We start from the raw sequence: 23,570 nt of genomic DNA, 5'->3' as shown, positions 1-23,570 counted from the left end.
GCCCCGCACCCCAGGCCCCGCACCCCAGGCCCCCGCGCCCCGGTACCCCGCACGCCCATCTCCCGCCGGCCGGCACCGAGTCGGTGTCTCGGTGCTGGGCGCGGTGAGGCTTACGGGTCCGGGGAAGCGGGGATCACGAAGTCGCCCGGTGTTCAATCGCCGTTCAGGGGGAGGCGGCAGGGTTCCGCGCAGCGCGATCCGCCACCCTCCACGGCATTTCCCACCGTCACAGGAGACAGCATGTCGCTCACCCGCAGGGACTTCGCCAGGACATCCGCGATCACCGGCGCCGGTGTCGCGCTGGCGGGCAGCGTCGGCGCCCTCGCCACCGCACCCAACGCGCTGGCCTCCACGGACACCGAGAGCGCGGGGGAGGAGAAGGCCGTCGGACACCCCGGGGTCGGCTACGGACCGCTCGTCCCCGACCCGAACGGCATCCTCGCGCTGCCCGCCGGGTTCACCTACCGGATCATCACCCACAGCGGCAGGACCAAGCTGGAGTCCGGCGAGTTCACGCCCTCCAACCACGACGGCACCGCCACCTTCGACGGCCCGCGCGGCGCCACCCTCCTCGTCAACAACCACGAACTCAAGGGCCCGCGCAGCAAGTGGGAGTACCCCGTTCCGCTCACCGAGGGACTGGTCTACGACCCGGCCGCCTCGGGCGGCTGCACGGTCGTCGAGGTCCGCCGCGACCACGTCGCCGAGTGGGTCGGCATCGCCGGCACCTCCACCAACTGCGCGGGCGGCAGCACGCCGTGGGGCACCTGGCTCACCTGCGAGGAGACCGAGGACAAGGCCGGCCAGAACGGCATGACCAAGGACCACGGCTATGTCTTCGAGGTGGACCCGGCCGACCGCCGCGCCAACCGCGCCCCGCAGCCGATCAAGGCGCTGGGCCGCTACGCACACGAGGCCGTCGTCGTGGACCCCAAGCGCGGCCACCTCTATCTGACGGAGGACGCGGACTCCCCGAACGGGCTCTTCTACCGCTGGACCCCGCCGGAGGGCTTCCACCACGGCCGGGGCAGGCTGCGCACCCTCGCCGCCGACGCGGGCCGACTCCAGGCGTTCAAGTGCTTCGACTCCGGCGGCGCGTTCGTCGACGACCTGTCCCGCGCCACGCGGATCGGCACGGTCTACGGCGTCGACTGGGTCGACGTACCCGACCGGGACGCGCGCACCACCTCCGTCCGCAAGCAGTTCGGCACCGGCCAGGTGACCCGCGCCCGCAAGCTGGAGGGCATGTGGTGGGGCGACGGCGGCGCCTACGTCGTCTCCTCCTACGCCCGTGGGGAGAGCCCCGTCCAGCACGACGGGCAGGTCTGGTTCTACGACCCGAAGCGCCGCACGCTCACCCTGAAGGTGCTGCTCGGCGTCAACCCCGACCCTTCCGCCGAGGGTGCCTTCGACGGCCCCGACAACATCACCGTCTCCCCGTACGGCGGCCTCGTCATCGCCGAGGACGGCGACGGCATCCAGCACCTGTTCGGCGCCACCGACAGCGGCCGCACCTACCCGATCGCCCGCAACGAGCTGAACATCGGCACCGCCGAGGAACCGGAGTACAGCGAGTTCACCGGCGTCACCTTCTCGCCCGACGGCCGGACCCTGTTCGCCAACATCCAGGAACCCGGCATCATGCTCGCCGTCACCGGCCCCTGGAAGCGTCAGAGGCGGTAGTCGATTCCCGCGCCCGCACGGGGGCGGCCGGGCCGGGCCCACTTCGGCGGGCCCGGCCCGCACTGAACGGCTACAGCGCGCCGGCGGGCGCCCCCGGGGCCGGGGGCGCCCGTGCCGGTGTATCCCCGCGCTACAGCGCCTGGGCGGCCGGCTTGACCATGTTGCGGACCGTGCGGGCCTTGACGAAGTCGCCCATCGCGGTCATCTCCCACTCGCCGGAGAACTGGCGGATGAGCTTGGCCATCATCACGCCCGTCTGCGCCTCGGCGCCGGTCAGGTCGAAGCGGACCAGTTCCTCGCCGGTCGCGGTGTCCACGAGGCGGCAATAAGCCTTGGCGACCTCGGTGAACTTCTGGCCGGAGAAGGAGTTCACGGTGAAGACCAGGCCGGAGACCTCCTGCGGGATCCGGCCGAGATCGACGACGATCACCTCGTCGTCGCCGCCGCCCTCGCCCGTGAGGTTGTCGCCGGAGTGCTTGATCGCGCCGTTCAGGATGGTCAGCTTGCCGAAGTAGCAGCTGTCGATGTGGTTGCGCTGCGGGCCGTAGGCGATGACCGAGGCGTCCAGGTCGATGTCCTTGCCGCGGAACGCGGGCTCCCAGCCGAGTCCCATCTGCACCCGGGACAGCAGCGGGCGGCCGCCCTTGACGAGGGAGACCGTCTGGTTCTTCTGGAGGCTGACCCGGCCCTTGTCCAGGTTGATCTTCCCGGTGCCGGGCGCCGGGGCGGGCGGCGCCGGGGGAGCGGCGGGCATCGGGGGCGCGGCCGGCTGGGCGGCGGGCGGCGGCGGTGCCACGGGCTGGGCGGCCGGTGCCGGTGCCGGTTCCTCCACGGTGACGCCGAAGTCGGTTGCGATGCCGGCGAGCCCGTCGGCGTACCCCTGGCCGACGGCGCGGGCCTTCCACTGGCCGTTGCGCCGGTAGATCTCGACGACCACCAGCGCGGTCTCGGTGCCGAGCTGCGGGGGTGTGAAGGTCGCCAGCACGGTGTTGTCGTCTGCGTTGCGGATCGTCGCCGTCGGTTCGACGCCCTGGAAGGTCTGGCCCGCGGCGTCCGGGCTCGCGGTCACGACGATCTTCTCGATGCCGGGTGGGACGGCGCCGGTGTCGACGACGATCGCGTCGGGTGCCGCGCCGCCGCCCGAGCGGTAGGTCACGCCCGGGCCGGTGGGCTGGTTGTAGAAGATGAAGTCGTCGTCGGAGCGCACCTTGCCGTCGGCGGTGAGCAGCAGGCCCGATACGTCGAGCCGCACCGGGGCGGCGACGTCCACCGTCACACGGGCGGCGGCGAGAGGGATGTTCGAGCCGGGGGTCATAGCTGTCATGCCATGAGTAACGAGCGGGGGCGCTTTACCGTTCCCTTACCTTGTCACTCCGCTGGGTGGGCCGTGATGGGTTGTTCTTTGTCTGCGGCTTTGTGGGGGCTGGTCGCGCCCGCGCGGCGGAGCCGCATGTCGATACAGCCCCGCGCCCCTTCGGGGGCGCTGCCGAAAGGGGCGCGGGGAAGCGCAGTGGGTTTTGTTACGGCACCACCACGATTTTGCGGCCTACTCCTGCTGCGAACTGGGTCAGGGCCTCTGGGTAGTGGGTCAGGGGGATGCGGTCGCTGATGAAGACGTCGGGGTCGAGCACGCCGTTCGCGAACAGTTCCGCCGCCCGCTCGTAGCTGTGCAGCACCGCCATCGAGCCGGTGATGGTGATCTCCTGGTTGTAGACGCGGTACGGGTCGATGGTCACGCGGGTCGCGTAGTCGGCGACCCCGAACTGCAGGAACGTGCCCGCCTTGGCCACCCGGTCCAGGCCGTCCTGGATCGCCGCCGCGTTCCCCGTCGCGTCGATCACGACGTCCCAGCCCTGCGGCCGGTCCAGTTCGTCCGCGTTCGCCGCGGACGCCGAGACGCCGAGCCGGCGGGCCGTCTCCAGCCGGGCCGGGTTGAGGTCGACCACGTCCACGCTCGCCGCGCCCGTCCGCTTGGCCAGCTCCAGCATCATCAGGCCCATGGTCCCGGAGCCGTAGATCAGCACATGGGCGGCGAGCCGGGTCTGGAGGATGTCGTAGCCGCGCACCGCGCAGGACAGCGGCTCGATCAGGGCCGCGTCCTGGGTGCGTACGTGCTCGGGCAGCTTCACGCAGTTCGCCACCGGTGCCACCGCGTACTGGGCCGCGCCGCCCGCGGTGGTCACGCCGATCGCGGCCCAGCGCTCGCAGAGGTTGTTGTGGCCGCTGCGGCAGTAGCGGCACTCGTAGCAGTACAGCGACGGGTCGACCGCCACCCGGTCGCCGACGGCGACCTCGGTGACCTGGTTGCCCACGCCGACCACCTGGCCCGCGAACTCATGGCCGGGCACGATCGGCAGCTTGGGCGCGAACTCGCCCTGGAGGATGTGCAGATCGGTGCCGCACAGCCCGCAGGCCGCCACCTCGACGACGACCTGGCGAGGCCCTGGCGTCGGGTCGGGGACCTCGGTGACGACGGCGCGGCCCACGGACTCGATGACGGCGGCCTTCATTTCACGGCTCCCAACGACAGGCCCTGGACCAGCTTGTCCTGGGCGGCGAACCCCGCGGCGAGCACCGGCAGGGAGATGACGAGCGACGCGGCGCACACCTTCGCCAGGAACAGGCCCTGGCTGGTGATGAAGCCGGTCAGGAAGACGGGGGCGGTCTCGGCGACCACGCCCGTGAGGACCCGGGCGAACAGCAGCTCGTTCCAGCTGAAGATGAAGCAGATCAGCGCCGTCGCGGCGATGCCGGGCAGGGCGATGGGGGCCACGATCCGGCCGAGCACCGTGGGCAGCCGGGCGCCGTCCACCCGGGCGGCCTCGATCACCGCCACCGGGACCTCGGCGAGGAACGACTGCATCATCCACACCGCGATCGGCAGGTTCATGGCCGTGTAGAGGATGACCAGGAGCCAGATGTTGTCGAGCATCCCGGCGTTCTTCGCGAACAGGTAGATCGGCAGCAGGCCCGCCACGGCCGGCAGCATCTTCGTCGACAGGAAGAAGAACAGGACGTCCGTCCACTTCCTCACCGGGCGGATCGACAGCGCGTAGGCCGCCGGGAGCGCCAGCAGCAGCACGCACAGCGTCGAGACCACCGACGCCACCGTGGAGTTGATCAGCGCGGGCCAGGGGCTGGCCCCGCCGCCGGTGCCGAAGAACTCGCGATAGCCGTCCAGGGTCAGGGCGGCCGTGAACGACGGCGGGTTGGTCGCCGCGTCCTGTTCGGAGTGGAAGGACGTCAGCGCCATCCAGGCGATGGGCAGGAAGAACAGGATGCCGGCGAGCCAGGCGACCAGGCCCAGGCCGACGCCCCTGCGGCGGCGGGCGGGAACGACTGCGGCGCTCATGCGCGGGACACCTCCTCGCGGAACAGCGACGACACCACGCGCAGCGCGAAGGTCGCGATGATGATCGAGCCGATGACCACCAGGACGCCCGCGGCCGAGGCGAGGCCGTTCTCGTGGGCCTGGTAGAAGCTCTGGTACACGGTGTAGGGCAGGTTCGCGGTGCCCAGGCCGCCGGACGTGATCGTGAAGACCGCGTCGAAGTTCTGGACGATGTAGATGGAGCCCAGCAGGGCGCCGAGTTCGAGGTAGCGGCGCAGATGGGGCAGGGTCAGATGGCGGAAGATCTGCCAGTCGCTCGCCCCGTCCACCCGGGCGGCCTCGATCTGCTGCTGGTCGCGGCTCTGCAGCCCGGCGAGCAGGATCAGCATCATGAACGGCGTCCACTGCCAGACCAGGGCCGCCTCGACGGCGAGCAGCGGGGTGTCGGAGATCCAGTCGGGCTGTGGCCCGCCCACATAGTGCAGCAACCCGTTGAAGAGACCGTATTCAGGGTTGTAGAGCACATGTTTCCAGAGCAGGGCGGCGGCCACGGGCACCACGAGGAACGGTGCGATCAGCAGGGTGCGGACCACACCCCGGCCGCGGAAGCGCCGGTCAAGGAGCAGCGCGAGCGCCAGTCCGAGCACCAGGCTGGCCAGCACCACCGCCACCGTGAGCAGCACGGTCGTCCACACCGAGTGGCGCAGGTCGGCGTCGGTGAGCACCTGCCGGTAGTTGTCGACGCCGGTGAAGTGGCGGGCCTTGGGATAGAGGGCGTTCCAGTCGAAGAAGGAGATCACCAGCGTGGCCACGAAGGGCAGCTGGGTCACCGCGATCATGAAGATCAGGGCGGGGAGCAGCGGGGCCCGGGTCGCCCAGGCGCGCAGCCGGGCGGGCGGCTGCGCGGCGGCGCGTACGGGTGTCGCTGACATCGGTGCTGTCGTCGTGGCGGTCATCGTCCCTCGTACTCCTTGGCGATCTTCTCGGCGAGTTGCTGGGACTTCTTCAGGGCCGCGTCGACGGACTGGCGTCCGGCGATGGCCGCGCTGATCTCCTGGGAGACCTTGGTGCCGAGGTCGGTGAACTCGGGGATGCCGACGAACTGGATGCCGGGTGCGGGACGCGGCTGCACACCGGGGTCGCCCGGCCGGGCGCTCTCGATGGCGTCCCTCGTCATGTCCTGGAAGGCGGCGGCCTCCTGCCGGTAGGCGGGGTTGGTATAGGTCGAGGCGCGCTTGCCGGCCGGCACGTTGGACCAGCCGATGGTGTCGCCGACCAGCTGCTCGTACCCCTTGCCGGACGCCCAGGAGACGAACTTCCACGCCTTGTCGGGGTTTCGGGAGGCGTTCTGGATGCCCCACGCCCAGGTGTAGAGCCAGCCGGAGGACTCGGTCTTCTCCACCGGGGCGGGGGCGTAGCCGAGCTTGCCCTTGACGGGGGACTTGTCCGCCTCCAGGAGTCCGGCCGCGGAGGTGGCGTCGTACCACATGGCGACCTTGCCCTGGGTCATGTTGTTCAGGCACTCGGCGAACCCGGACTGGGCGGCGCCGGACTCGCCGTGGTCGCGCACCAGGTCGACATAGAACTTCGTCGCCTTCACGAACTCGGGGGAGTCGAGGTGTGCCGTCCAGTCCTTGTCGAACCAGGTGCCGCCGAAGGTGTTCACCACGGTGGTGAGCGGTGCCATCAGCTCGCCCCAGCCGGGCAGGCCGCGCAGGCAGATGCCCTTCATGCCGGGCTGGGCGCCGTCGGCCTTGGCGGCGAGGTCGGCCACCTGGGTCCAGGTCGGGTGCTCGGGCATCGTCAGGCCCTTCTCGGCGAACACGTCCTTGCGGTACATGAGGAAGGACGACTCGCCGTAGAAGGGCTGACCGTAGAGCTTGCCGTCGTCGCCGGTCAGGGACTGGCGCATCGGCTTGAGGACGTCCTGCTCGTCGTAGGCCGGGTCGTCGGCGACGTAGGAGTCCATCGTGTGCAGCCAGCCGTTGCGGGCGTAGATGGGGATCTCGTAGTTGCTCAGCGTCGCCACGTCGTACTGGCCGGCCTGGTTGGCGAAGTCCTGGCTGATCTTGTCGCGGACGTCGTTCTCGGGCAGCACCGTGAAGTTCACCTTGATGCCGGTCTCCTTGGTGAAGTGCGCGGCGGTGAGCTTCTGCAACTCGGTCATCTGGGGGTTGTTGACCATCAGTACGTTGATGGAGTCGCCGCCGGAACCGGACCCGCCCGCGCCGACCCAGCAGCCGGAGAGCAGCGGGGCGAGCAGCGTCCCTGCGGCGGCCATGGCGAGCGTGGCTCGCGGCCTCCGTCGGCTCTGGGTGCGCATGGATCGCTCCTGGAAGATGTGGGGACAAAAGGAGGTAGAGAGGGTAAAGAAGGCAAAGGAGGCAGGGGGGTGCAAGGGGCGCCGCCGGGTGCGCGGAATCCCTGGGTAACGCCTGGACATGTGGGGGTCAGACCCGGATGACCTGCGGCCCCAGCAGTGAGTACCGATGGGCCTCGGTCGCCGGGAGCAGGGTGCTCGTCACGATCGCCTCCAGCGTGCCGACATCGGCGAACCGGCAGAAGCTGACCGCGCCGAACTTGGTGTGCGTGCCCGCGAAGACGGTGCGCCGGGCCGCCCGGATCGCCTGCGCCTTGACCTCGCTGACCGCCGGGTCGGGGGTGGTCAGACCGTGCTCGCGGGAGATGCCGTTGGCGCCGATGAAGGCGAGGTCGACCACGAATCCGCTGAGCATCTTCGTGGTCCAGTGGTCGACGGTCGCCAGCGTGCCGGGCCTGACCCGGCCGCCGAGCAGCAGCACCGAGACGTTCTCGGCCTCGGCCAGCGCGCCGGCGACCGGCAGGGAGGCGGTGACCACGGTCAGCGGCCGGTCCACGGGCAGCGACTCGGCGATGAGCTGCGGGGTGAAGCCCTCGTCGACGAACACCGTCTCCGCGTCCCCGAGCAGTTCGGCCGCCGCGGCGGCGATCCGGCGCTTCTCGGGCACATGGCTGGTGGCCCGGAAGGCGAGCGTCGTCTCGAACCCGGCGCTCTCCACGGGATAGGCGCCCCCATGGGTGCGGCGCACCAGGCCGTGGTCCTCCAGGGCGCGCAGATCGCGCCGGATGGTCTCCTTGGCCACGCCCAGCTCGGTGGCGAGCACGGTGACGTCGACGGAGCCTGCGGCCCGCGCGGCCCGCACGATCTCCCGCTGGCGCTCTTCGGCCGTCCTGGCGCTCATCGCTTCACCCGCCTCCACGCTGAGGTGTGCCCGTTCGGGCCCGGTGCGACCCATGGGGGAAGTTGTACAGCGGGTGTGCGGCGCTGACCAGGTCTGTTGCGGGCCCGATGCTGCCCGTGTGTGCCCGATCCCCTTGCGGAGTGCCCGCCGCGGACCTGCGCGGCTGTGCGGGCAGGGGTGAGAACGGGCAGGGCGCCTGCCCGAATACGCGGACGGGCGGGCCCGATCGGTGCCCGCCCGCCCGCATGAACGGCGTTTTTCCGCCGCCGCCGGTTTGCCGCCGGTGGCCGCCCCGGCCGCAGCCGGTACCGTCAGTACGGCCAGATCGGCGGGTCGTTCACGAAGTGTCCGCCGAGGTGGGTGTGGGCCGGATCGTCCGGGTCCAGTTCCCCCTGTTCGGCGATCAGCTTGGCGGCGTACGGCTCCGAATCGTCCTGCGGTGCGTAGCCGAGCGCACGCGCGGACGTCAGGTCCCACCACAGACGGGTGTTGGCGGACGAGCCGTGCACCACGGTGTGCCCGACGTGCTCGGCGGTCAGGGCCGCGTGCAGCAGCCGGGCCCCGTCGGCCGGGCTCATCCACACCGAGAGCATCCGCACGCTGGTCGGCTCGGGGAAGCAGGAGCCGATGCGGATGGAGACGGTCTCCAGGCCGTGCTTGTCCCAGTAGAGCTGTGCCAGGTCCTCGCCGAAGCACTTGGACAGGCCGTAGAAGGTGTCGGGGCGGCGCGGGGTGTCGACCGGGATCAGCGGGTCGTCGCCGCGCGGGGCGGGCGTGAAGCCGACCGCGTGGTTGGAGGAGGCGAACACGATCCGGGGCACGCCCGCCTCGCGGGCCGCCTCGTACAGGTGGTAGGTGCCTTCGATGTTCGCCTTCAGGACCTTCTCGAAGGTCGATTCCAGGGAGATGCCCGCGAGATGGATGATCGCGTCGACGCCCCGCACGGCCTCGCGCAGCGCCTCGGTGTCCGAGAGGTCCGCGGTGATCGCGTCCGGCTCGCCCTCGATCGGGCGCACGTCGAACAGCCGCAGTTCGTAGCCGTAGCCCGGGAGCAACTCCCGCATCAGGGTGCCGAGTCCGCCGGCGGCGCCGGTGAGCAGAACGGTGCGGGGAGCGGGCATCCTCGGTCTCCTTGGGTCAACGTGACTCAACAGCCGCATTCATGGCCAGCATTCACATTCGTGGACACGCTAGGGAGCGTCGGTCCGGCTCGTCAAGTGGGGTGTGCGGTGCGGAAATCCGCTCTCGCATTGCGGGTTTGCGCGCTTGACCGGCCCAAGTGGGGCCCTTAGCGTGGACGCGTTCAGAAATATAGACGCCGATCATAGACATGCACCGTCAGGGAGCGCCCGTGACGTCAGCCCCTCTCGCCGCTCGACTCCGCAACCCCAGCGGGCCGCTGTTCTTCCCCGTCACCCCGTACGGCGCCGACGGCTCCGTGGACCTCGACGTCTACCGCGCGCACGTGCGCCGGGGCGTCCAGGCCGGGGCCGCCGCCGTGTTCGCCTGCTGCGGCACCGGGGAGTTCCACGCGCTGCTGCCCGAGGAGTTCGAGTCCTGCTTACGCGCCGCCGTCGAGGCGGCCGGCGGACGGGTGCCGGTGATCGCGGGCGCAGGCTACGGCACCGCGCTCGCCACACGCTACGCGCGGCTCGCCCGGGACGCCGGGGCCGACGGGCTGCTCGCCATGCCGCCGTACCTCGTCGCCGCCGGACAGGAGGGACTGCTGCGGCACTACCGGGAGGTCGCCGCCGCCACCGACCTGCCCCTGATCGTCTACCAGCGCGACAACGCGGTGTTCACCCCGCCCACGGTGGCCGAACTCGCCCGCACGGAGGGGATCATCGGCTTCAAGGACGGCCTCGGCGACCTGGACCTGATGCAGCGCATCGTCAGCGCCGTACGCACCGAGGCCCCCGGCGACTTCCTGTACTTCAACGGCCTGCCGACCGCCGAGCAGACCCAGCTCGCCTACCGCGCCCTCGGCATCACCCTCTACTCCTCGGCCGTCTTCTGCTTCGCACCCGAGATCGCCCTCGCCTTCCACCGGGCGCTGCGCGACGGCGACGAGACCACCGCGCACCGGCTCCTGGACGGCTTCTACCGCCCCTTCGGGGAACTGCGCGCCCAGGGCCGCGGCTACGCCGTCGCCCTCGTCAAGGCGGGCGTGCGGCTGCGCGGCCTCGACGTCGGAGAGGTCCGGCCCCCGCTGCACGAGCCGAGCGAGGAGCACGTCAAACAGCTCGCCCAGGTGATCGAGCGCGGGTACGCGCTGCTGGAGGAGGGCGCATGAAGACCTCGGCGTTCGTCTACCCCTGGGACGTCAACGGCGACCCGGAGGCGCCCGCGCGGCTCGCCCGGCTCGGCGCGGCCCAGGTCACCCTCGCCGCCGCCTACCACTCCACGCGCGCGCTGACCCCCCGCCACCCGCGCCACCGCGTCGTCACCGCTGAACACGCCGCCGTGCTCTACCCGCCCGGCGACCGCTGGGCCGGCCGCGCCCCGCGCCCCCACCCGGCCGGCGACTGGGCGCCCGGCGACGCCTACGGCGAGGCCGCCGAGGCGCTGGCCGCGGCCGGCCTGGAGGTGCACACCTGGGTCGTCCTCGCACACAACTCCCGCCTGGGCGCCGAGCACCCGGGCACCTCCGTCGTCAACGCCTACGGCGACCGCTACCCGTGGGCGCCCTGCATCGCACAGCCCGCCACGCGCGCGTACCTCGTCGACCTGGCGGCCGAGGCCGCCGTGCGCCCCGGCGCGCGCGGCACCGAACTGGAGTCCCTGGGCTGGTACGGGCTCGCCCATCTGCACGCCCATGACAAGATCGGCGGGGTGGGGCTCGGCGAGGCCGGGCAGTACCTGATGTCGCTGTGCTTCTGCCCCGACTGCCGCACGGGCTACGGCGAACGGGGGCTTGACCCCGACGACCTGGCCGCCCGTGTGCGCACGGCGCTGGAGCCGCTGTGGCGGGGCGTACCCGACGACGGCGGCTGGGCGGGCGTGGCGAAGCTCCTCGGCGAACCGCGGGCCGCCGCCACGCGCGCGTGGCGCGACGACACCGCCCGCACGCTCCAGGAGGCGGCCGTCGCCGCCGTCCGCGCCGCCGCGCCCGAGGGCTTCCAGGTGCTGCTGCACGCGGACCCGGTGTCGTACCACTGCGGTGCCAACGCGGGCGTGGACCCCGCGCACATCCTGACCGTCGCGGACGGGGTCGTCGTGCCCTGCACCGGCGGCCCCGGGCTGCTCGCGCCCTTCGCGGACCAGCGGCGCCCGGACGCCGTGCTCGCGGCCAACTTCACCGTGGTCTCCGGCATGGGCGGCAGCCCCGGCACCCTGGCGGCGGACGCGGCCCGCGCCCGAGCGGCAGGCGCCACCGAACTGCGCCTGTACCACGCCGGTTTGGCGTCGGACGACGACTTGACGGCGGTACGGGAGGTGCTGGCGGGGTGGTGAGTGAGCGACGGGGGTGTCTGTAGCAGCTGCCGGGCCGACGGTGGTGCTTGTGGCTCGGGGTCGGAAAGTGCTCATCTGTTGGCGGCCACTCATCGAGTCTCACCCACGACCCGATGAACCCCATTAGGTGGGGTTGGCGTCGGTCGGGGACTTGGTGGCGGTGCGGGAGGCGGTTGCCGGGCGGTGAGCGAGTGACAGGGCCGTCAGGAGCAGCGCCCCGCCGAACAGCGGCGACAGCAGCCGGTGATCGGCCAGTTCGACCAGGGCGGCACCGACGGCCAGCCCGATCACATTCGGCGTGAACATCACCGTGTTGGCGGTCGCGGCCGCCCGGCCCAGCAGCGGGCCGGGCGTCGCACGCTGCACCGCGGTGAGCGCGGCGATCAGCACGCACGGCAGCCCCACCCCGGTCGCCACGCTGCTGACCAGTGCCAGCGGCTCGTCGGGCACCGCCCGGGCGGCCACCGCAGGCGCCAGCAGGGCGATGCCGGCCGCCGCGAACCCCCGCTCACCGAGCCGGCGCAGCGCCGCCCCGGAGACCAGCCCGACCGCCACCGAGCCGACGCCCTGCGCGGCGTACAGCACGCCCGCGTAGGCGGGGGAGCGGCCGAGGCCGTCCACGACGGCGTACGTCAGCGCGCCGGTCAGGGCGGCGAAGAGCATCGTCACGCCGCCCGCACCGACCAGCGCGCGCAGCGCCGGGTGTGCCCACAGGTGCCGCACGCCCTCCGCGGTCTGCCCGCGCCAGCCGGCGGCGGGCCGGCCGGGCCGCTCCTCGCCGACCCGCAGCAGGACGCACAGCCCGGCGGCCAGCACGAAGGTGACCGCGTCCAGCAGGGCCACGGCCGCCCCGCCGTACACCGTGTAGAGACCGGCCCCGGCCAGCGGGGCCACCAGCTTCATGCCCTCGTTCGCGGTCATCCGCAGGCCGTTGAAGTCGCCGAGCAGATCCGGGGCGACGGCCGCGGCGACGAGCGCCGACTCGGCGGCGTCGTGTACGACGCCCGCCGCGCCGTACACGAACAGCACCGCGAACAGCAGCCACAGGCCGTCCGGGGAGTCGACGGTGAACAGGGTCAGCAGCAGGCCGGCCAGGAACAGGTTCACGGCGACGAGCAGCGGCTTGCGGCGCACCCGGTCGGCGAGCGTGCCGAGCGCCGGACCCGCAAGGGTCGGCGCCCACATCGCCAGCATGCACAGCGCGGCCAGCCCGTTCGAACCGGTGAGGTCCTTGACCCACACGCCCGACGCCAGCCACAGCGAGGACGTGCCGAAGCCCGACACCACCAGCCCCGCCAGATACAGCCCCGCGTTGCGGTCCCGCAGGACGCGCGCCGCCGCCCAGGAAGTCTCCATGCTCGTCATGCCAGGTCATCGTGGGTCTAAGGCGGGGGCGCGGGCATCGGGCGGATGCCTTGGAAACCGTGGGCCCGCGGTGTTCGTCCGGCCCCGGGACGTGCGATGAGTTCCGCGGCCGGCACCGGTCTGCCCTCCGAGGGACCCTTACGCACGACAGGAGAAACCGGCATGACCGACACGATGGTCGACCTCGGCCCGCAGACGCGCGTCCTGGCGGGGCTCGCCGAGGGGGTGACCGACGAACAGCTCTCGGCGCCGACGCCGTGCCCGGACTACACGGTGCGCGACCTGCTGGGGCATGTGCTGGGGCTGGCCACGGCGTTTCGCGACGCGGCCGGCAAGCGGCTCGGCGCCACCACCGACACCGCCCCGGACGCCGCCGTGCCCGACCTCGGCCCCGACTGGCGCACGGAGCTGCCCAAGGCGCTCGCGGAACTCGCCGGGGCCTGGCGCGATCCGGACGCCTGGACCGGTATGACACGGGCCGGCGGGGTGAACCTGCCCGGCGCCGTCGCCGGCGCGGTGGCCGCGGACGAGTTGGTGATCCACGGCTGGGACCTGGCCAGGACCACCGGTCAGCCCTACGAGCCCGACCCGGCCGCACTCCAGGCGTCGTACGGCTTCCTGCTCGCCGCGGCCGAGCACCCGGCCGGGGACAGGGGGCCGTTCGGCCCGGTCGTCCCCGTCCCGGCCGACGCGCCCCTGCTGGACCGAACGGTGGGCCTGAGCGGCCGGAACCCGCACTGGACCCTCCGGGGGTGAGGCGGGGGGCCTGTCCGGCGGTTCCTTCACGCAGCCGCCGGTGCGGCCCAGGCACCCGAGGAAGCCCCGCCGCCGCCATCCGCGGCGCCTTGGGGTGGTCGGTGGTGTATCGGTTGGGCTGACGAGAGCCGGGAGCCGGTGGGCGCGGGACGCGGCTGCGCCGGTTGCGGCGGCGTCGGCGGCGGTGGCCGGGGGCGGTCGTTCACGTGCCGGTTGCGCCGGCGTGAGCCGCTGAGCTGCGCGTGCGGTGGGTGCTCGGCACGGCCCCTTGGTGCGCGCCCGGCGTCGGGGCCGGCCACTCAGGCCGTCCTGGTGCCGGTCACCCATGTCCTCGGTGACGCGCACACCGTGCCCGACGCGCTGCGTGCCGCACACCTGGACGGCAGGGGTGGCCGGGTGTGCGCCGGCCGGGTTGCCGCGAGCCGCCGAGCGGGGGGCCGGGGTGGGAGTCGGCGAGTGCTGGGCGTGGAGGGCGGCGCAGGCGGGGGCCAGGGGTGGGGTGTGTGATCTGAGCGCGTCCGACCGGGCGGGGTGACCAACGGCCGTCCGCCCCACCGTGTACTCCGCTCCCGCGTCGGCCGAGCCGCGGGCTCGGGGGCGCGGTGGAGCCGTGCTCTCCCGTCGGCCCGCCGAAGGCGTGCGCTCCGGGGCGTCGAAAAGTATCGAAAACTCGTCGCGGCGCCCTTCTTCTGTGCGAAGCATTGACGAACCCCGCGCCCCCTTCTACCTTCATCGCGTCGTACCTCGTACGTCATATATGAGACGCGATATGCGAGATCACATACGCGAGATCCGAGAGGCGCGCATGACCTCTGTGCCCATGCCGATCCCGTCCCGTACGCAGTTCGTGCTGGACGCGATCAAACACCGCATCCTCACCGGGCAGTTGACGCCCGGTCAGGCCCTGGTGGAGACCGAGTTGGCCGCGCAGTTCGGGGTGTCCAAGACCCCGGTGCGCGAGGCGCTCAAGACCCTGGCCGGGACCGGACTGGTCGTGATGAGCCAGTACAAGGGCGTCACGGTGCGCATGGTGGACGCGGACATGGCGCGCGAGGTCTACGACGTGCGGCTGCTTCTCGAACCCGAGGCGCTGCGCCGGGCGGTGCGCCGCGGTGCCTCCCTTGAGGAGGCGCGGGACGCCCTGACCCGGGCCGACCGCGCCACCGACACCGCCGAACGCTCCCTCGCCAACCGGGAGTTCCACCGCGCGCTGTACCTGCCGTGCGGCAACCCGCTGCTCGGCCGGATGCTCGACGAGGTCCGCGACCAGGCCGCCCTGGTCTCCGCCGTGGCCTGGGCCGCCGACCCCTCCTGGGAGCGGGAGGCGGGCGAGCACCGGGAGATTCTGCGGCTCGCCCTGGCGGGCGACGCGGACGGCGCGGCGGACGCCCTGCGCGCCCATATCGCGTCGTTCGTGCGGCGCGCGTACCCCGACGCGGAGCAGGAACCGCCACAGCACCAGCACCAGGCACGTCAGCAGCAAGAGCCACAGCATCAGGCACGGCAACAGCCGGAACAGGCACGTCAGCAGCAAGAGCCACAGCAACAGGCACAGCATCAGCAAGCGCAGGCACGGCAAGAGGAAGGGCAGGAATGAGCGCGAGGTTCGAGGCCCAGCGAGCCGCCCTGGCCGACGTGGTGGCCATCCCGGTGACCCCGTTCGCCGAGGACGGCACCGTCGACCGGGACACCCACCGGGCCCTGCTGCGCCGGCTGCTCGACGGCGGCGTCGTCACCCTGACCCCCAACGGCAACACCGGCGAGTTCTACGCCCTCACCCCCGAAGAGCGCCGCCTGGTCACGCAGTTGACCGTCGACGAGGTCGGCGACCGGGCCGAGATCCTGGTCGGCGTCGGCCATGACGTGCCCTCCGCCGTCGCCTCCGCCCGCGAGGCCCGTGTGCTCGGCGCCTCGATGGTGATGGTCCACCAGCCCGTCCACCCCTATGTCTCGCAGCGCGGCTGGATCGACTACCACCGGGCCATCGCGGAGGCCGTCCCCGAGCTGGGCGTGGTCCCCTACATCCGCAACGCCCAGTTGACCGGCGCCCGGCTCGCCGAACTCGCCGACGCCTGCCCGAACGTGATCGGCGTCAAGTACGCCGTCCCGGACGCCGCCCGCTTCGCCGCCTTCGCCCGGGACGCGGGCCTCGACCGCTTCGTGTGGGTGGCCGGGCTCGCCGAGCCCTACGCCCCGTCCTACTTCTCGGCGGGCGCCACCGGCTTCACCTCCGGCCTGGTGAACGTCGCCCCGGCCGTGTCGCGGAACATGATCGAGGCGCTGCGCTCGGGTGACTACCCGGCGGCGATGAAGGTGTGGGAGCAGATCCGCCGGTTCGAGGAGCTGCGCGCGGCGAACGGCTCCGCCAACAACGTCACCGTCGTCAAGGAGGCCCTTGCCTCGCTCGGCCTGTGCCGCCGCGACGTCCGCCCGCCCAGCCGGCCGCTGCCCGAGGACGAGCGGGCCGAGGTCGCCGCGATCGTCGCCGGATGGTCGATATGACCGCCGCCCCGCGCAAGGCTCCCGAGGAACTGCGCAGCCACCAGTGGTACGGCACGGACGGGCTGCGCTCCTTCAGCCACCGTGCCCGCACCCGTCAGCTCGGCTATCTGCCCGAGGAGCACCTGGGCAAGCCGGTCATCGCGATCCTCAACACCTGGTCCGACATCAACCCCTGCCATGTGCACCTGCGCGACCGCGCGCAGGCCGTCAAGCGCGGGGTGTGGCAGGCGGGCGGCTTCCCGCTGGAGTTCCCGGTCGCCACCCTGAGCGAGACCTTCCAGAAGCCGACCCCGATGCTGTACCGCAATCTGCTGGCCATGGAGACCGAGGAGCTGCTGCGCTCCTACCCGGTCGACGGCGCGGTGCTGCTGGGCGGCTGCGACAAGTCCACGCCCGCGCTGCTCATGGGCGCCGCGAGCGTCGACCTGCCGACGGTGTTCGTGCCGGCCGGGCCGATGCTGCCCGGTCACTGGCGGGGTGAGGTGCTGGGCTCCGGCACCGACATGTGGAAGTACTGGGACGACAAGCGGGCCGGGCTGATCGGCGACTGCGAGATGTCCGAGCTGGAGAGCGGCCTCGCCCGCTCGCCCGGCCACTGCATGACCATGGGCACGGCGTCCACGCTGACCGCGGCGGCCGAGGCGCTCGGCGTGACGGTGCCCGGCGCGTCCAGCATCCCGGCCGTGGACTCCGGGCACGACCGGATGGCCGCGGCGTCCGGGCTGCGCATCGTCGAACTGGTCCACCGGGACCGCCGGTTGTCGCAGATCCTCACCCGTGCGGCCTTCGAGGACGCGGTCACGACCGTGCTCGGCCTCGGCGGCTCGACCAACGCCGTCATCCATCTGATCGCGATGGCGGGCCGGGCGGGCGTGCGGCTCACCCTGGACGACTTCGACCGCATCGCCCGCACGGTCCCGGTGCTGGCCAATGTGCGGCCCGGCGGACGGACGTACCTCATGGAGGACTTCCACTTCGCGGGCGGGCTGCCCGGTTTCCTCTCCCGCATCCCCGACCTGCTGCACCTGGACCGGCCGACGGTCGCGCACGACACCCTGCGCGCGCAGCTCGCCGGTGCCCGGGTGCATGACGACGACGTGATCCGGCCGCGCGACAACCCGGTCGCGCAGGAGGGCGGGGTGGCCGTGCTGCGCGGCAACCTGTGCCCGGACGGTGCCGTCATCAAGCACATCGCCGCCGAGCCGCACCTGCTCAGGCACACCGGTCCCGCGGTCGTCTTCGACGACTACAGGACCATGCAGCGCACCATCAACGACCCGGCCCTCGGTATCACCGCGGACAGCGTGCTGGTGCTGCGCAACGCGGGGCCCAAGGGCGGCCCCGGGATGCCCGAGTACGGGATGCTGCCCATCCCCGACCACCTGCTCAAGCAGGGCGTGCGGGACATGGTGCGGATCTCCGACGCCCGGATGAGCGGCACGAGTTACGGCGCGTGCGTGCTGCACGTGGCCCCCGAGTCGTATGTCGGCGGGCCGCTGGCGCTGGTGCGCACCGGGGACTCCATCACGCTGGACGTCGAGGCCCGCACCCTGCGGCTCCATGTGTCCGACGAGGAGCTGGAGCGGCGCAGGGCGCGGTGGACGCCGCCGCCCGTGCGCTACGAGCGCGGCTACGGCGCGCTCTACAGCGAGCAGATCACCCAGGCCGACACCGGCTGCGACTTCGAGTTCCTGGCCCGACCGGGCCGGGTGCAGGACCCCTACGCGGGCTAGCCCCGCCCCGCCGCGGTCGCCCGCGGCCGGGCAGCCGAACACCCGGATGGAAAGCGCTTCACCCGAACACACGTACGAGCCGTATCAGATCGGAGAACAGTCATGGCCCAAGCCGCAGCCGTGGCGAAACCGCCCGCGCCACCCCGGCGGCGCCGTGCCTCCGCGACACCGCGCAGGCTGCCGTACCTGCTGATCGCCCCCGCGGCCCTGCTCATGCTGGGCTTCATCGCCTACCCGGTGATCAGCGTCTTCTACTACAGCCTGCAGAACTACAACCCCACCAAGCCGTGGCGGAACGGTTATGCGGGCTTCGACAACTTCGTCCACGCCTTCACCGACGACCCGCAGTTCTGGCAGACGCTGACCTTCAGCGCCCAGTGGGTCGTCGTGGAGGTCGGGCTCCAGCTGCTGTTCGGTCTCGCGCTCGCCCTCATCGTCAACCAGACCTTCGTGGGCCGCTCCCTCGGCCGCGCGCTGGTCTTCTCCCCGTGGGCCGTCTCCGGGGTGCTGACCTCCGCGATCTGGGTGCTGCTCTACAACTCCCAGACGGGCATCACCCGTTACCTCGCCGACCTGGGCATCGGCTCCTACGGCACCAGCTGGCTCTCGGACACCTCGACCGTCTTCCCCGCGGCGGTGATCGCCGACCTGTGGCGCGGCGTCCCCTTCTTCGCGATCCTCATCCTCGCCGACCTCCAGTCCGTCTCGAAGGACCTGTACGAGGCCGCCGAGGTCGACGGCGCGAGCCGGCTCAAGCAGTTCTGGCACATCACCCTGCCGCACCTGAAGGACGCCATCGTCCTGTCCACGCTGCTGCGCGCGGTGTGGGAGTTCAACAACGTCGACCTGCTCTACACCCTCACCGGCGGCGGCCCGGCCGGCGAGACCACCACCCTGCCCCTGTACATCGCCAACACCAGCGTCGACGCCCACAACTTCGGCTACGCGTCCGCCCTCACCACGGTGGCGTTCGTGATCCTGCTCTTCTGCTCGATCGTCTATCTGCGACTGAGCAAGTTCGGAGGCGAGACCAAGTGATCACCGAGATCGCCCCGGCACCCGAACGGGTGGCCGCCGAGCCCGCCCGGCCGCACCGAAGGCGCCGCGCCTGGGACGAGGTCCCGCGCTGGCAGATCTACCTCCCGCTGTCGATCTACCTTCTGTTCACCTTGATCCCGTTCTACTGGATCCTGCTGTTCGCCCTGCGCCCGGCCGGCTCGACCTCGCTGGTGCCCTGGCCGATGACCTTCGACCACTTCCAGAAGGTGTGGACCGAGCGCAGCTTCGGCACCTACTTCGCCAACAGCGTGTACGTCGGCATCGCCACCCTGCTGCTGACCACCGTCGTCGCGCTGGCCGGCGGCTACGCCCTCGCCCGGTTCGACTTCCGCCTCAAGCGCGGCTTCATGCTGGCCCTGCTGTGCTCGCAGTTCGTGCCCGGCGCGCTGCTGCTGGTCCCGCTCTTCCAGATCTTCGCCGAGCTGAAGATGATCAACTCACTCGGCAGCGTCATCATCGCCGAGACCGTCTTCCAGCTGCCCCTGTCGATGATCCTGATCAGCGGCTTCATCAGAAACGTGCCGTACTCCCTGGAGGAGGCCGCCTGGGTCGACGGCTGCGGCCGGCTGACCGCCTTCCGGATCGTCGTCCTGCCGCTGCTGCGCCCCGGGCTGATCGCCGTCGGCTCCTTCGCCTTCGTGCACGCCTGGAACCACTTCCTGTTCGCCCTGATGTTCCTGTCCGACCAGGGCAAGCAGACCATTCCGGTCGGCCTCAACACCCTGATGAGCGCGGACAGCGTCGACCTCGGCGCGCTCGCCGCGGGCGGCATCGTCGCCGCCGTCCCCGTCGTCGTGGTGTTCGCGTTCATCCAGAAGTGGCTGATCACGGGCTTCAGCGCGGGGGCGGTCAAGGGATGAGCACGGCCCTTCCGGTGGTCCTGGCGGGCGCCCGCGGCCACGGCCGCCGGCACCTGGACAACATCCGCGGGCTCCAACGGCGGGGGCTGGTGCGGCTGGTGGGCATCTGCGAGCTGACCCCGCTCGCCCCGCACGAGATCCCGGACGGGCTCGGCGCGCCGGCCCAGTCGTCCGACCTCGGCGCCCTGCTCGACGCCACCGGCGCCCGGATCGCCGTCATCTGCACTCCGATCCCCACCCACACGGACCTCGCCCTCACCGCGGCCGTGCGGGGCGTGCACATCCTGCTGGAGAAGCCGCCCGCCCCCTCCTACGCCGAGTTCCGGCGGCTGTCCGACGGGGTCGCCGCGGCCGGGGTGACCTGCCAGATCGGCTTCCAGTCGCTGGGTTCGCTCGCGCTGCCCGCGATCCGCAAGCTGATCGCCGAGGGCGCCGTCGGGGAGGTCGTCGGCGTCGGCGGGGCCGGGGCCTGGGCGCGCGACGAGGCGTACTTCCGGCGGGTGCCCTGGTCCGGCAAGCGGCGCCTGAACGGCGTCGACGTCGCGGACGGTGTGCTCACCAACCCGCTGGCCCATGCCGTGGCCACCGCGCTCGCCCTGCTCGGCACCACGCGCGCCGACGACGTCACCGGCGTCGAGACCGAACTGCTGCGCGCCAACGACATCGAGTCCGACGACACCTCCTGCGTCCGCGTGCGCACCCGGCGCGGCCCGGTCGCCGTGGCCGCGACCCTGTGCGCCGAGCGGCCCGGCGAGCCGTACGTCATGGTGCACGGCGAGCGCGGCCGGATCACCTTCTGGTACAAGCAGGACCGGGTGCTGCTGCAACGGGCGGGCCACGGCCCCGAGGAGACCGAGTACGGCCGCACGGACCTGCTGGAGAACCTGGTCGCCCACCTGACCACCGGGCAGGAGCCGCTGGTCCCGCCGGCCGCGACGGGCGCCTTCATGGAGGTCGTCGAGGCGATCCGGCGGGCCCCCGAACCGGTCGCGCTGCCCGCCGGGGCGTGGCGGTTCCTGCCCGGTGAGAACCGCCGGGTGGTGCCCGGCGTCGACGAACTCGTCGCGGCCTGTGCCGACTCCCTCGCCCTCTACTCCGAGCTGGGCGCCCCCTGGGCCCCACCGAAACAGGTGAGCACCCGATGACGACCGACGACACCCTGGTGCTGCGGGCCGCGGGCCGCCCGGTCGGCCGCTACCTCACCCGGCCCGACCTTCCGGCCCGGCTCTCCCCGCGGCCCTTCCTGCACCCCGTCACCACCCTGGCCGGCACGGCGGTCACCGAGCTGAGCCCCGCCGACCACCTCCACCACCTCGGCGTCGGTGTCGCCGTTCCCGACGTCGAGGGGCACAACTTCTGGGGCGGCCGCACCTTCGTCCGCGACCGCGGCCCCACCGAACTCGACAACCACGGCGCCCAGCGCCACATCTCCTTCCAGCTGCGCGACCCCGACGGCTTCGTGGAGGAGCTGCGCTGGGTGGCCGCCGGACGCGAACTGCTGCGCGAGCGGCGCACCGTCGCCGCCACCGAACTCACGGCCACCGCCTGGGCGCTGGACTTCACCTTCTCCCTCACCAATGTCACCGCGGACCCGCTGTCCCTCGGCAGCCCCGCCACCAACGGGCGGCCCGGCGCGGCCTACGGCGGCTTCTTCTGGCGGGCCCGCACGGCGGACCGCGCGCCCGAGGTCTTCACCGCCGACCGCGCGGGCGAGCCCGAGGTGCACGGCCGGAGGGCCGACTGGCTGGCCCTGGCGGGCGCGGACTGGACGCTGGTGTTCGCCGGGGCCACCGCGGACACCCGGCGCGACCCGTGGTTCGTGCGCACGGCACAGTACCCCGGCGTGGGCTCCTCGCTGGCGCACGCCGAACGGCTGCCCGTGCCGCCCGACGGCACCGTCGTACGGCGCGTCGTCACCGTCGTCGCCGACGGCCGCCCCGGCCGGGACGAGGCCGCGGCGCTGGTGCGCAAGGCGGTGAGCCCATGAGCCTGCGCGGCGCCGACCTCGGCGACGGGACCTACCGCAACCCGGTCCTCGACGCCGACTGGTCCGACCCGGACGTCGTCCGCGTCGGCGACGACTACTACCTCACCGCCTCCAGCTTCGGCCGCGCCCCCGGACTGCCCCTGCTGCACTCCCGCGACCTGGTCAACTGGACGCTGGTCGGCCATGCGCTGCCCGCCCTGGAACCGGCCGCGCGGTTCGCCGTGCCGCGCCACGACTGCGGGGTGTGGGCGCCGTCGCTGCGCCACCACGACGACCGCTTCTGGATCTTCTGGGGCGACCCCGACCAGGGCCTCTTCCAGATCAACGCGCCCGAGATCCGCGGCCCCTGGACCGCGCCGCACCTCCTGAAGGAGGGCAAGGGACTGATCGACCCCTGCCCGCTGTGGGACGAGGAGAGCGGCGCGGCCTATCTCGTGCACGCCTGGGCCAGGTCCCGCTCCGGCGTCAAGAACCGGCTCACCGGCCACCGCATGCACCCCGACGGCACCGGCCTGCTGGACGAGGGCGAGGTGATCGTCGACGGTGACCCGATCCCCGGCTGGTTCACCCTGGAGGGCCCCAAGCTCTACCGGCACGACGGCTGGTTCTGGATCTTCGCGCCCGCCGGGGGAGTGGCGACGGGCTGGCAGGGCGCCTTCCGGTCCCGCGCGTTCTTCGGGCCGTACGAGGAGCGGTCCGTGCTGGAGCAGCGGGACACCGACGTCAACGGTCCGCACCAGGGCGGCTGGGTGCGCACCCCGTCGGGCGAGGACTGGTTCCTGCACTTCCAGCAGCGCGGCGCGTACGGCCGGGTGGTCCACCTCCAGCCGATGCGCTGGGCCGCCGACGGCTGGCCGGTGCTCGGGGACGACGGCCGCCCGGTCGCCGTCCACCGCAAACCCGCACTGCCGCCCCAGCCGGCCGCCGCGCCCGCCACCGACGACGACTTCCCCGGCGGACGGTACGGGCGGCAGTGGCAGTGGACGGCCAATCCGCGGGACGGCTGGGCCACCCAGCACTCCGGGGACGGGCTCAGGCTTGCCTGCGTCCGCTCGGCCGGCCCGCACGACCTACGCGCGGTGCCGAACGTCCTCACCCAGCGGCTGCCCGGCTCGCCGTGCGCGGCCGAGGTCGAACTGCGGCTGGACGGCGCGGAGACGGGCGCACGGGCCGGACTCGCGGTGCTCGGGGACGCCTACGCCTGGATCGGCCTCGAACGGGACGCGGACGGCACGGCCTGGCTCGTGCACCGGTTCGCCGAGCCGGCCGCGGCGGCGGCACCGGGAACGTCCCCGGAGCGGCGGGAGAGCGAGCGGGACGCCGCCCGGCCGGTCCCCGTGCCCGCGGGACGGGTCCGGCTGCTGATCGAGGCCGGACCCGGGGCGCGCTGCCGCTTCGCCTACGACGCCGGGGCCGGGCCGCGCCCCTCGGGGCCCGTGTTCGCCGCCACCCCCTGGCGCTGGGTCGGCGCCCTGCTCGGCCTGTTCGCCCTGGCGCCCGAGGGACCGGGCCCCGCCGGGGCGGCCGTCTTCACGCACTTCCGCATCACCCCGTCCTGAACCCGTCCGGGCCGGGACACGGCACGACGACCGCCGACGGTCCCCGCCGGCGGCCGCGAGA

Annotated in this window: 20 protein-coding genes; 12 read left to right on the top strand and 8 right to left on the bottom strand. The window is 72.5% G+C overall.

Annotated elements, in window-relative coordinates; genetic code table 11:
• The first annotated feature begins 240 nt into the window (after window positions 1-240).
• On the top strand, window positions 241-1,683 hold the full coding sequence (locus tag AC27LF_RS25055; protein ID WP_479658544.1) for an alkaline phosphatase PhoX: 1,443 nt from the start codon (window positions 241-243) through the stop codon (window positions 1,681-1,683).
• Window positions 1,684-1,813: 130 nt separating this feature from the next.
• Here the strand turns inward: AC27LF_RS25055 and AC27LF_RS25050 are convergent, their stop codons facing one another.
• The 7 genes from AC27LF_RS25050 to AC27LF_RS25020 form a co-directional block, all read right to left on the bottom strand.
• Window positions 1,814-2,998, bottom strand: coding sequence for a TerD family protein (locus AC27LF_RS25050; protein ID WP_479658654.1), 1,185 nt, complete (start codon window positions 2,996-2,998; stop codon window positions 1,814-1,816).
• A 205-nt stretch (window positions 2,999-3,203) separates the two neighbouring features.
• Complete coding sequence (locus AC27LF_RS25045; RefSeq protein ID WP_479658545.1) at window positions 3,204-4,193, bottom strand: zinc-dependent alcohol dehydrogenase family protein; 990 nt, start codon at window positions 4,191-4,193, stop codon at window positions 3,204-3,206.
• A complete protein-coding gene (locus AC27LF_RS25040; RefSeq protein ID WP_479658546.1) occupies window positions 4,190-5,035 on the bottom strand; it encodes a carbohydrate ABC transporter permease in 846 nt (281 codons plus the stop codon). The genes AC27LF_RS25045 and AC27LF_RS25040 overlap by 4 nt, the downstream gene beginning before the upstream one ends.
• Window positions 5,032-5,970 carry a carbohydrate ABC transporter permease gene (locus tag AC27LF_RS25035; protein WP_479658547.1) on the bottom strand — a complete coding sequence of 313 codons (939 nt, stop codon included), beginning with the start codon at window positions 5,968-5,970 and terminating at the stop codon, window positions 5,032-5,034. The genes AC27LF_RS25040 and AC27LF_RS25035 overlap by 4 nt, the downstream gene beginning before the upstream one ends.
• Window positions 5,967-7,337: an ABC transporter substrate-binding protein gene (locus tag AC27LF_RS25030; RefSeq protein ID WP_479658548.1), complete on the bottom strand. Its 1,371-nt coding sequence runs from the start codon at window positions 7,335-7,337 to the stop codon at window positions 5,967-5,969. The genes AC27LF_RS25035 and AC27LF_RS25030 overlap by 4 nt, the downstream gene beginning before the upstream one ends.
• Window positions 7,338-7,464: 127 nt before the next feature.
• Window positions 7,465-8,235, bottom strand: coding sequence for a DeoR/GlpR family DNA-binding transcription regulator (locus AC27LF_RS25025; protein ID WP_479658655.1), 771 nt, complete (start codon window positions 8,233-8,235; stop codon window positions 7,465-7,467).
• A 311-nt stretch (window positions 8,236-8,546) separates the two neighbouring features.
• Window positions 8,547-9,356 carry an NAD-dependent epimerase/dehydratase family protein gene (locus tag AC27LF_RS25020; RefSeq protein WP_479658549.1) on the bottom strand — a complete coding sequence of 270 codons (810 nt, stop codon included), beginning with the start codon at window positions 9,354-9,356 and terminating at the stop codon, window positions 8,547-8,549.
• Between the two features lie 230 nt (window positions 9,357-9,586).
• Here AC27LF_RS25020 and AC27LF_RS25015 point away from each other — a divergent pair, with 230 nt between their 5' ends.
• Window positions 9,587-10,528, top strand: coding sequence for a 5-dehydro-4-deoxyglucarate dehydratase (locus AC27LF_RS25015; protein ID WP_479658550.1), 942 nt, complete (start codon window positions 9,587-9,589; stop codon window positions 10,526-10,528).
• Entirely contained in the window at window positions 10,525-11,688 is a 1,164-nt protein-coding gene (locus AC27LF_RS25010; RefSeq protein ID WP_479658551.1) for a hypothetical protein, read from the top strand. The genes AC27LF_RS25015 and AC27LF_RS25010 overlap by 4 nt, the downstream gene beginning before the upstream one ends.
• Before the next feature lie 123 nt (window positions 11,689-11,811).
• Here the strand turns inward: AC27LF_RS25010 and AC27LF_RS25005 are convergent, their stop codons facing one another.
• Complete coding sequence (locus AC27LF_RS25005) at window positions 11,812-13,044, bottom strand: MFS transporter (RefSeq protein ID WP_479658656.1); 1,233 nt, start codon at window positions 13,042-13,044, stop codon at window positions 11,812-11,814.
• Between the two features lie 171 nt (window positions 13,045-13,215).
• On the opposite strand from AC27LF_RS25005, the gene AC27LF_RS25000 reads away from it, so the two are divergent.
• From AC27LF_RS25000 to AC27LF_RS24960, 9 genes are all read left to right on the top strand, one after another.
• Window positions 13,216-13,809 (top strand): TIGR03086 family metal-binding protein, encoded by a 594-nt coding sequence (locus tag AC27LF_RS25000; RefSeq protein ID WP_479658552.1) that lies wholly within the window; start codon window positions 13,216-13,218, stop codon window positions 13,807-13,809.
• An 805-nt stretch (window positions 13,810-14,614) separates the two neighbouring features.
• Window positions 14,615-15,406 carry a GntR family transcriptional regulator gene (locus AC27LF_RS24995; RefSeq protein WP_479658553.1) on the top strand — a complete coding sequence of 264 codons (792 nt, stop codon included), beginning with the start codon at window positions 14,615-14,617 and terminating at the stop codon, window positions 15,404-15,406.
• A complete protein-coding gene (locus AC27LF_RS24990) occupies window positions 15,403-16,311 on the top strand; it encodes a dihydrodipicolinate synthase family protein (protein ID WP_404029171.1) in 909 nt (302 codons plus the stop codon). The genes AC27LF_RS24995 and AC27LF_RS24990 overlap by 4 nt, the downstream gene beginning before the upstream one ends.
• Window positions 16,308-18,044 carry an L-arabinonate dehydratase gene (gene araD, locus AC27LF_RS24985; RefSeq protein WP_479658657.1) on the top strand — a complete coding sequence of 579 codons (1,737 nt, stop codon included), beginning with the start codon at window positions 16,308-16,310 and terminating at the stop codon, window positions 18,042-18,044. Before AC27LF_RS24990 ends, araD begins: the two co-directional genes overlap by 4 nt.
• Before the next feature lie 102 nt (window positions 18,045-18,146).
• Window positions 18,147-19,082 carry a carbohydrate ABC transporter permease gene (locus tag AC27LF_RS24980; protein WP_479658554.1) on the top strand — a complete coding sequence of 312 codons (936 nt, stop codon included), beginning with the start codon at window positions 18,147-18,149 and terminating at the stop codon, window positions 19,080-19,082.
• Complete coding sequence (locus AC27LF_RS24975) at window positions 19,079-19,963, top strand: carbohydrate ABC transporter permease (RefSeq protein ID WP_404029167.1); 885 nt, start codon at window positions 19,079-19,081, stop codon at window positions 19,961-19,963. The genes AC27LF_RS24980 and AC27LF_RS24975 overlap by 4 nt, the downstream gene beginning before the upstream one ends.
• On the top strand, window positions 19,960-21,108 hold the full coding sequence (locus tag AC27LF_RS24970; protein ID WP_479658555.1) for a Gfo/Idh/MocA family protein: 1,149 nt from the start codon (window positions 19,960-19,962) through the stop codon (window positions 21,106-21,108). The genes AC27LF_RS24975 and AC27LF_RS24970 overlap by 4 nt, the downstream gene beginning before the upstream one ends.
• Complete coding sequence (locus tag AC27LF_RS24965) at window positions 21,105-21,950, top strand: DUF6807 domain-containing protein (protein ID WP_479658556.1); 846 nt, start codon at window positions 21,105-21,107, stop codon at window positions 21,948-21,950. The genes AC27LF_RS24970 and AC27LF_RS24965 overlap by 4 nt, the downstream gene beginning before the upstream one ends.
• The gene (locus AC27LF_RS24960; RefSeq protein WP_479658557.1) at window positions 21,947-23,509 is read left to right on the top strand and encodes a glycoside hydrolase family 43 protein; all 1,563 of its coding nucleotides are present in this window, start codon (window positions 21,947-21,949) and stop codon (window positions 23,507-23,509) included. Before AC27LF_RS24965 ends, AC27LF_RS24960 begins: the two co-directional genes overlap by 4 nt.
• The last annotated feature ends 61 nt before the right edge of the window (window positions 23,510-23,570 follow it).

The sequence above is a fragment of the Streptomyces diversicolor genome (assembly GCF_057537855.1).
Note: the sequence above shows the minus strand (reverse complement) of the source record. Positions and strands in the feature narration are given on the sequence as shown.

What these genes read in the sequence shown, in the direction of transcription:
- AC27LF_RS25040 (WP_479658546.1), bottom strand. Translation starts at nt 5,035, where the DNA reads ATGAGCGCCGCAGTCGTTCCCGCCCGCCGCCGCAGGGGCGTCGGCCTG.
- AC27LF_RS25020 (WP_479658549.1), bottom strand. Translation starts at nt 9,356, where the DNA reads ATGCCCGCTCCCCGCACCGTTCTGCTCACCGGCGCCGCCGGCGGACTC.
- AC27LF_RS25025 (WP_479658655.1), bottom strand. Translation starts at nt 8,235, where the DNA reads ATGAGCGCCAGGACGGCCGAAGAGCGCCAGCGGGAGATCGTGCGGGCC.
- AC27LF_RS25000 (WP_479658552.1), top strand. Translation starts at nt 13,216, where the DNA reads ATGACCGACACGATGGTCGACCTCGGCCCGCAGACGCGCGTCCTGGCG.
- AC27LF_RS25055 (WP_479658544.1), top strand. Translation starts at nt 241, where the DNA reads ATGTCGCTCACCCGCAGGGACTTCGCCAGGACATCCGCGATCACCGGC.
- AC27LF_RS24990 (WP_404029171.1), top strand. Translation starts at nt 15,403, where the DNA reads ATGAGCGCGAGGTTCGAGGCCCAGCGAGCCGCCCTGGCCGACGTGGTG.
- AC27LF_RS24960 (WP_479658557.1), top strand. Translation starts at nt 21,947, where the DNA reads ATGAGCCTGCGCGGCGCCGACCTCGGCGACGGGACCTACCGCAACCCG.
- AC27LF_RS25010 (WP_479658551.1), top strand. Translation starts at nt 10,525, where the DNA reads ATGAAGACCTCGGCGTTCGTCTACCCCTGGGACGTCAACGGCGACCCG.
- AC27LF_RS24965 (WP_479658556.1), top strand. Translation starts at nt 21,105, where the DNA reads ATGACGACCGACGACACCCTGGTGCTGCGGGCCGCGGGCCGCCCGGTC.
- araD (WP_479658657.1), top strand. Translation starts at nt 16,308, where the DNA reads ATGACCGCCGCCCCGCGCAAGGCTCCCGAGGAACTGCGCAGCCACCAG.
- AC27LF_RS24980 (WP_479658554.1), top strand. Translation starts at nt 18,147, where the DNA reads ATGGCCCAAGCCGCAGCCGTGGCGAAACCGCCCGCGCCACCCCGGCGG.
- AC27LF_RS24995 (WP_479658553.1), top strand. Translation starts at nt 14,615, where the DNA reads ATGACCTCTGTGCCCATGCCGATCCCGTCCCGTACGCAGTTCGTGCTG.
- AC27LF_RS25030 (WP_479658548.1), bottom strand. Translation starts at nt 7,337, where the DNA reads ATGCGCACCCAGAGCCGACGGAGGCCGCGAGCCACGCTCGCCATGGCC.
- AC27LF_RS25045 (WP_479658545.1), bottom strand. Translation starts at nt 4,193, where the DNA reads ATGAAGGCCGCCGTCATCGAGTCCGTGGGCCGCGCCGTCGTCACCGAG.
- AC27LF_RS25035 (WP_479658547.1), bottom strand. Translation starts at nt 5,970, where the DNA reads ATGACCGCCACGACGACAGCACCGATGTCAGCGACACCCGTACGCGCC.
- AC27LF_RS25050 (WP_479658654.1), bottom strand. Translation starts at nt 2,998, where the DNA reads ATGACCCCCGGCTCGAACATCCCTCTCGCCGCCGCCCGTGTGACGGTG.
- AC27LF_RS24970 (WP_479658555.1), top strand. Translation starts at nt 19,960, where the DNA reads ATGAGCACGGCCCTTCCGGTGGTCCTGGCGGGCGCCCGCGGCCACGGC.
- AC27LF_RS25005 (WP_479658656.1), bottom strand. Translation starts at nt 13,044, where the DNA reads ATGGAGACTTCCTGGGCGGCGGCGCGCGTCCTGCGGGACCGCAACGCG.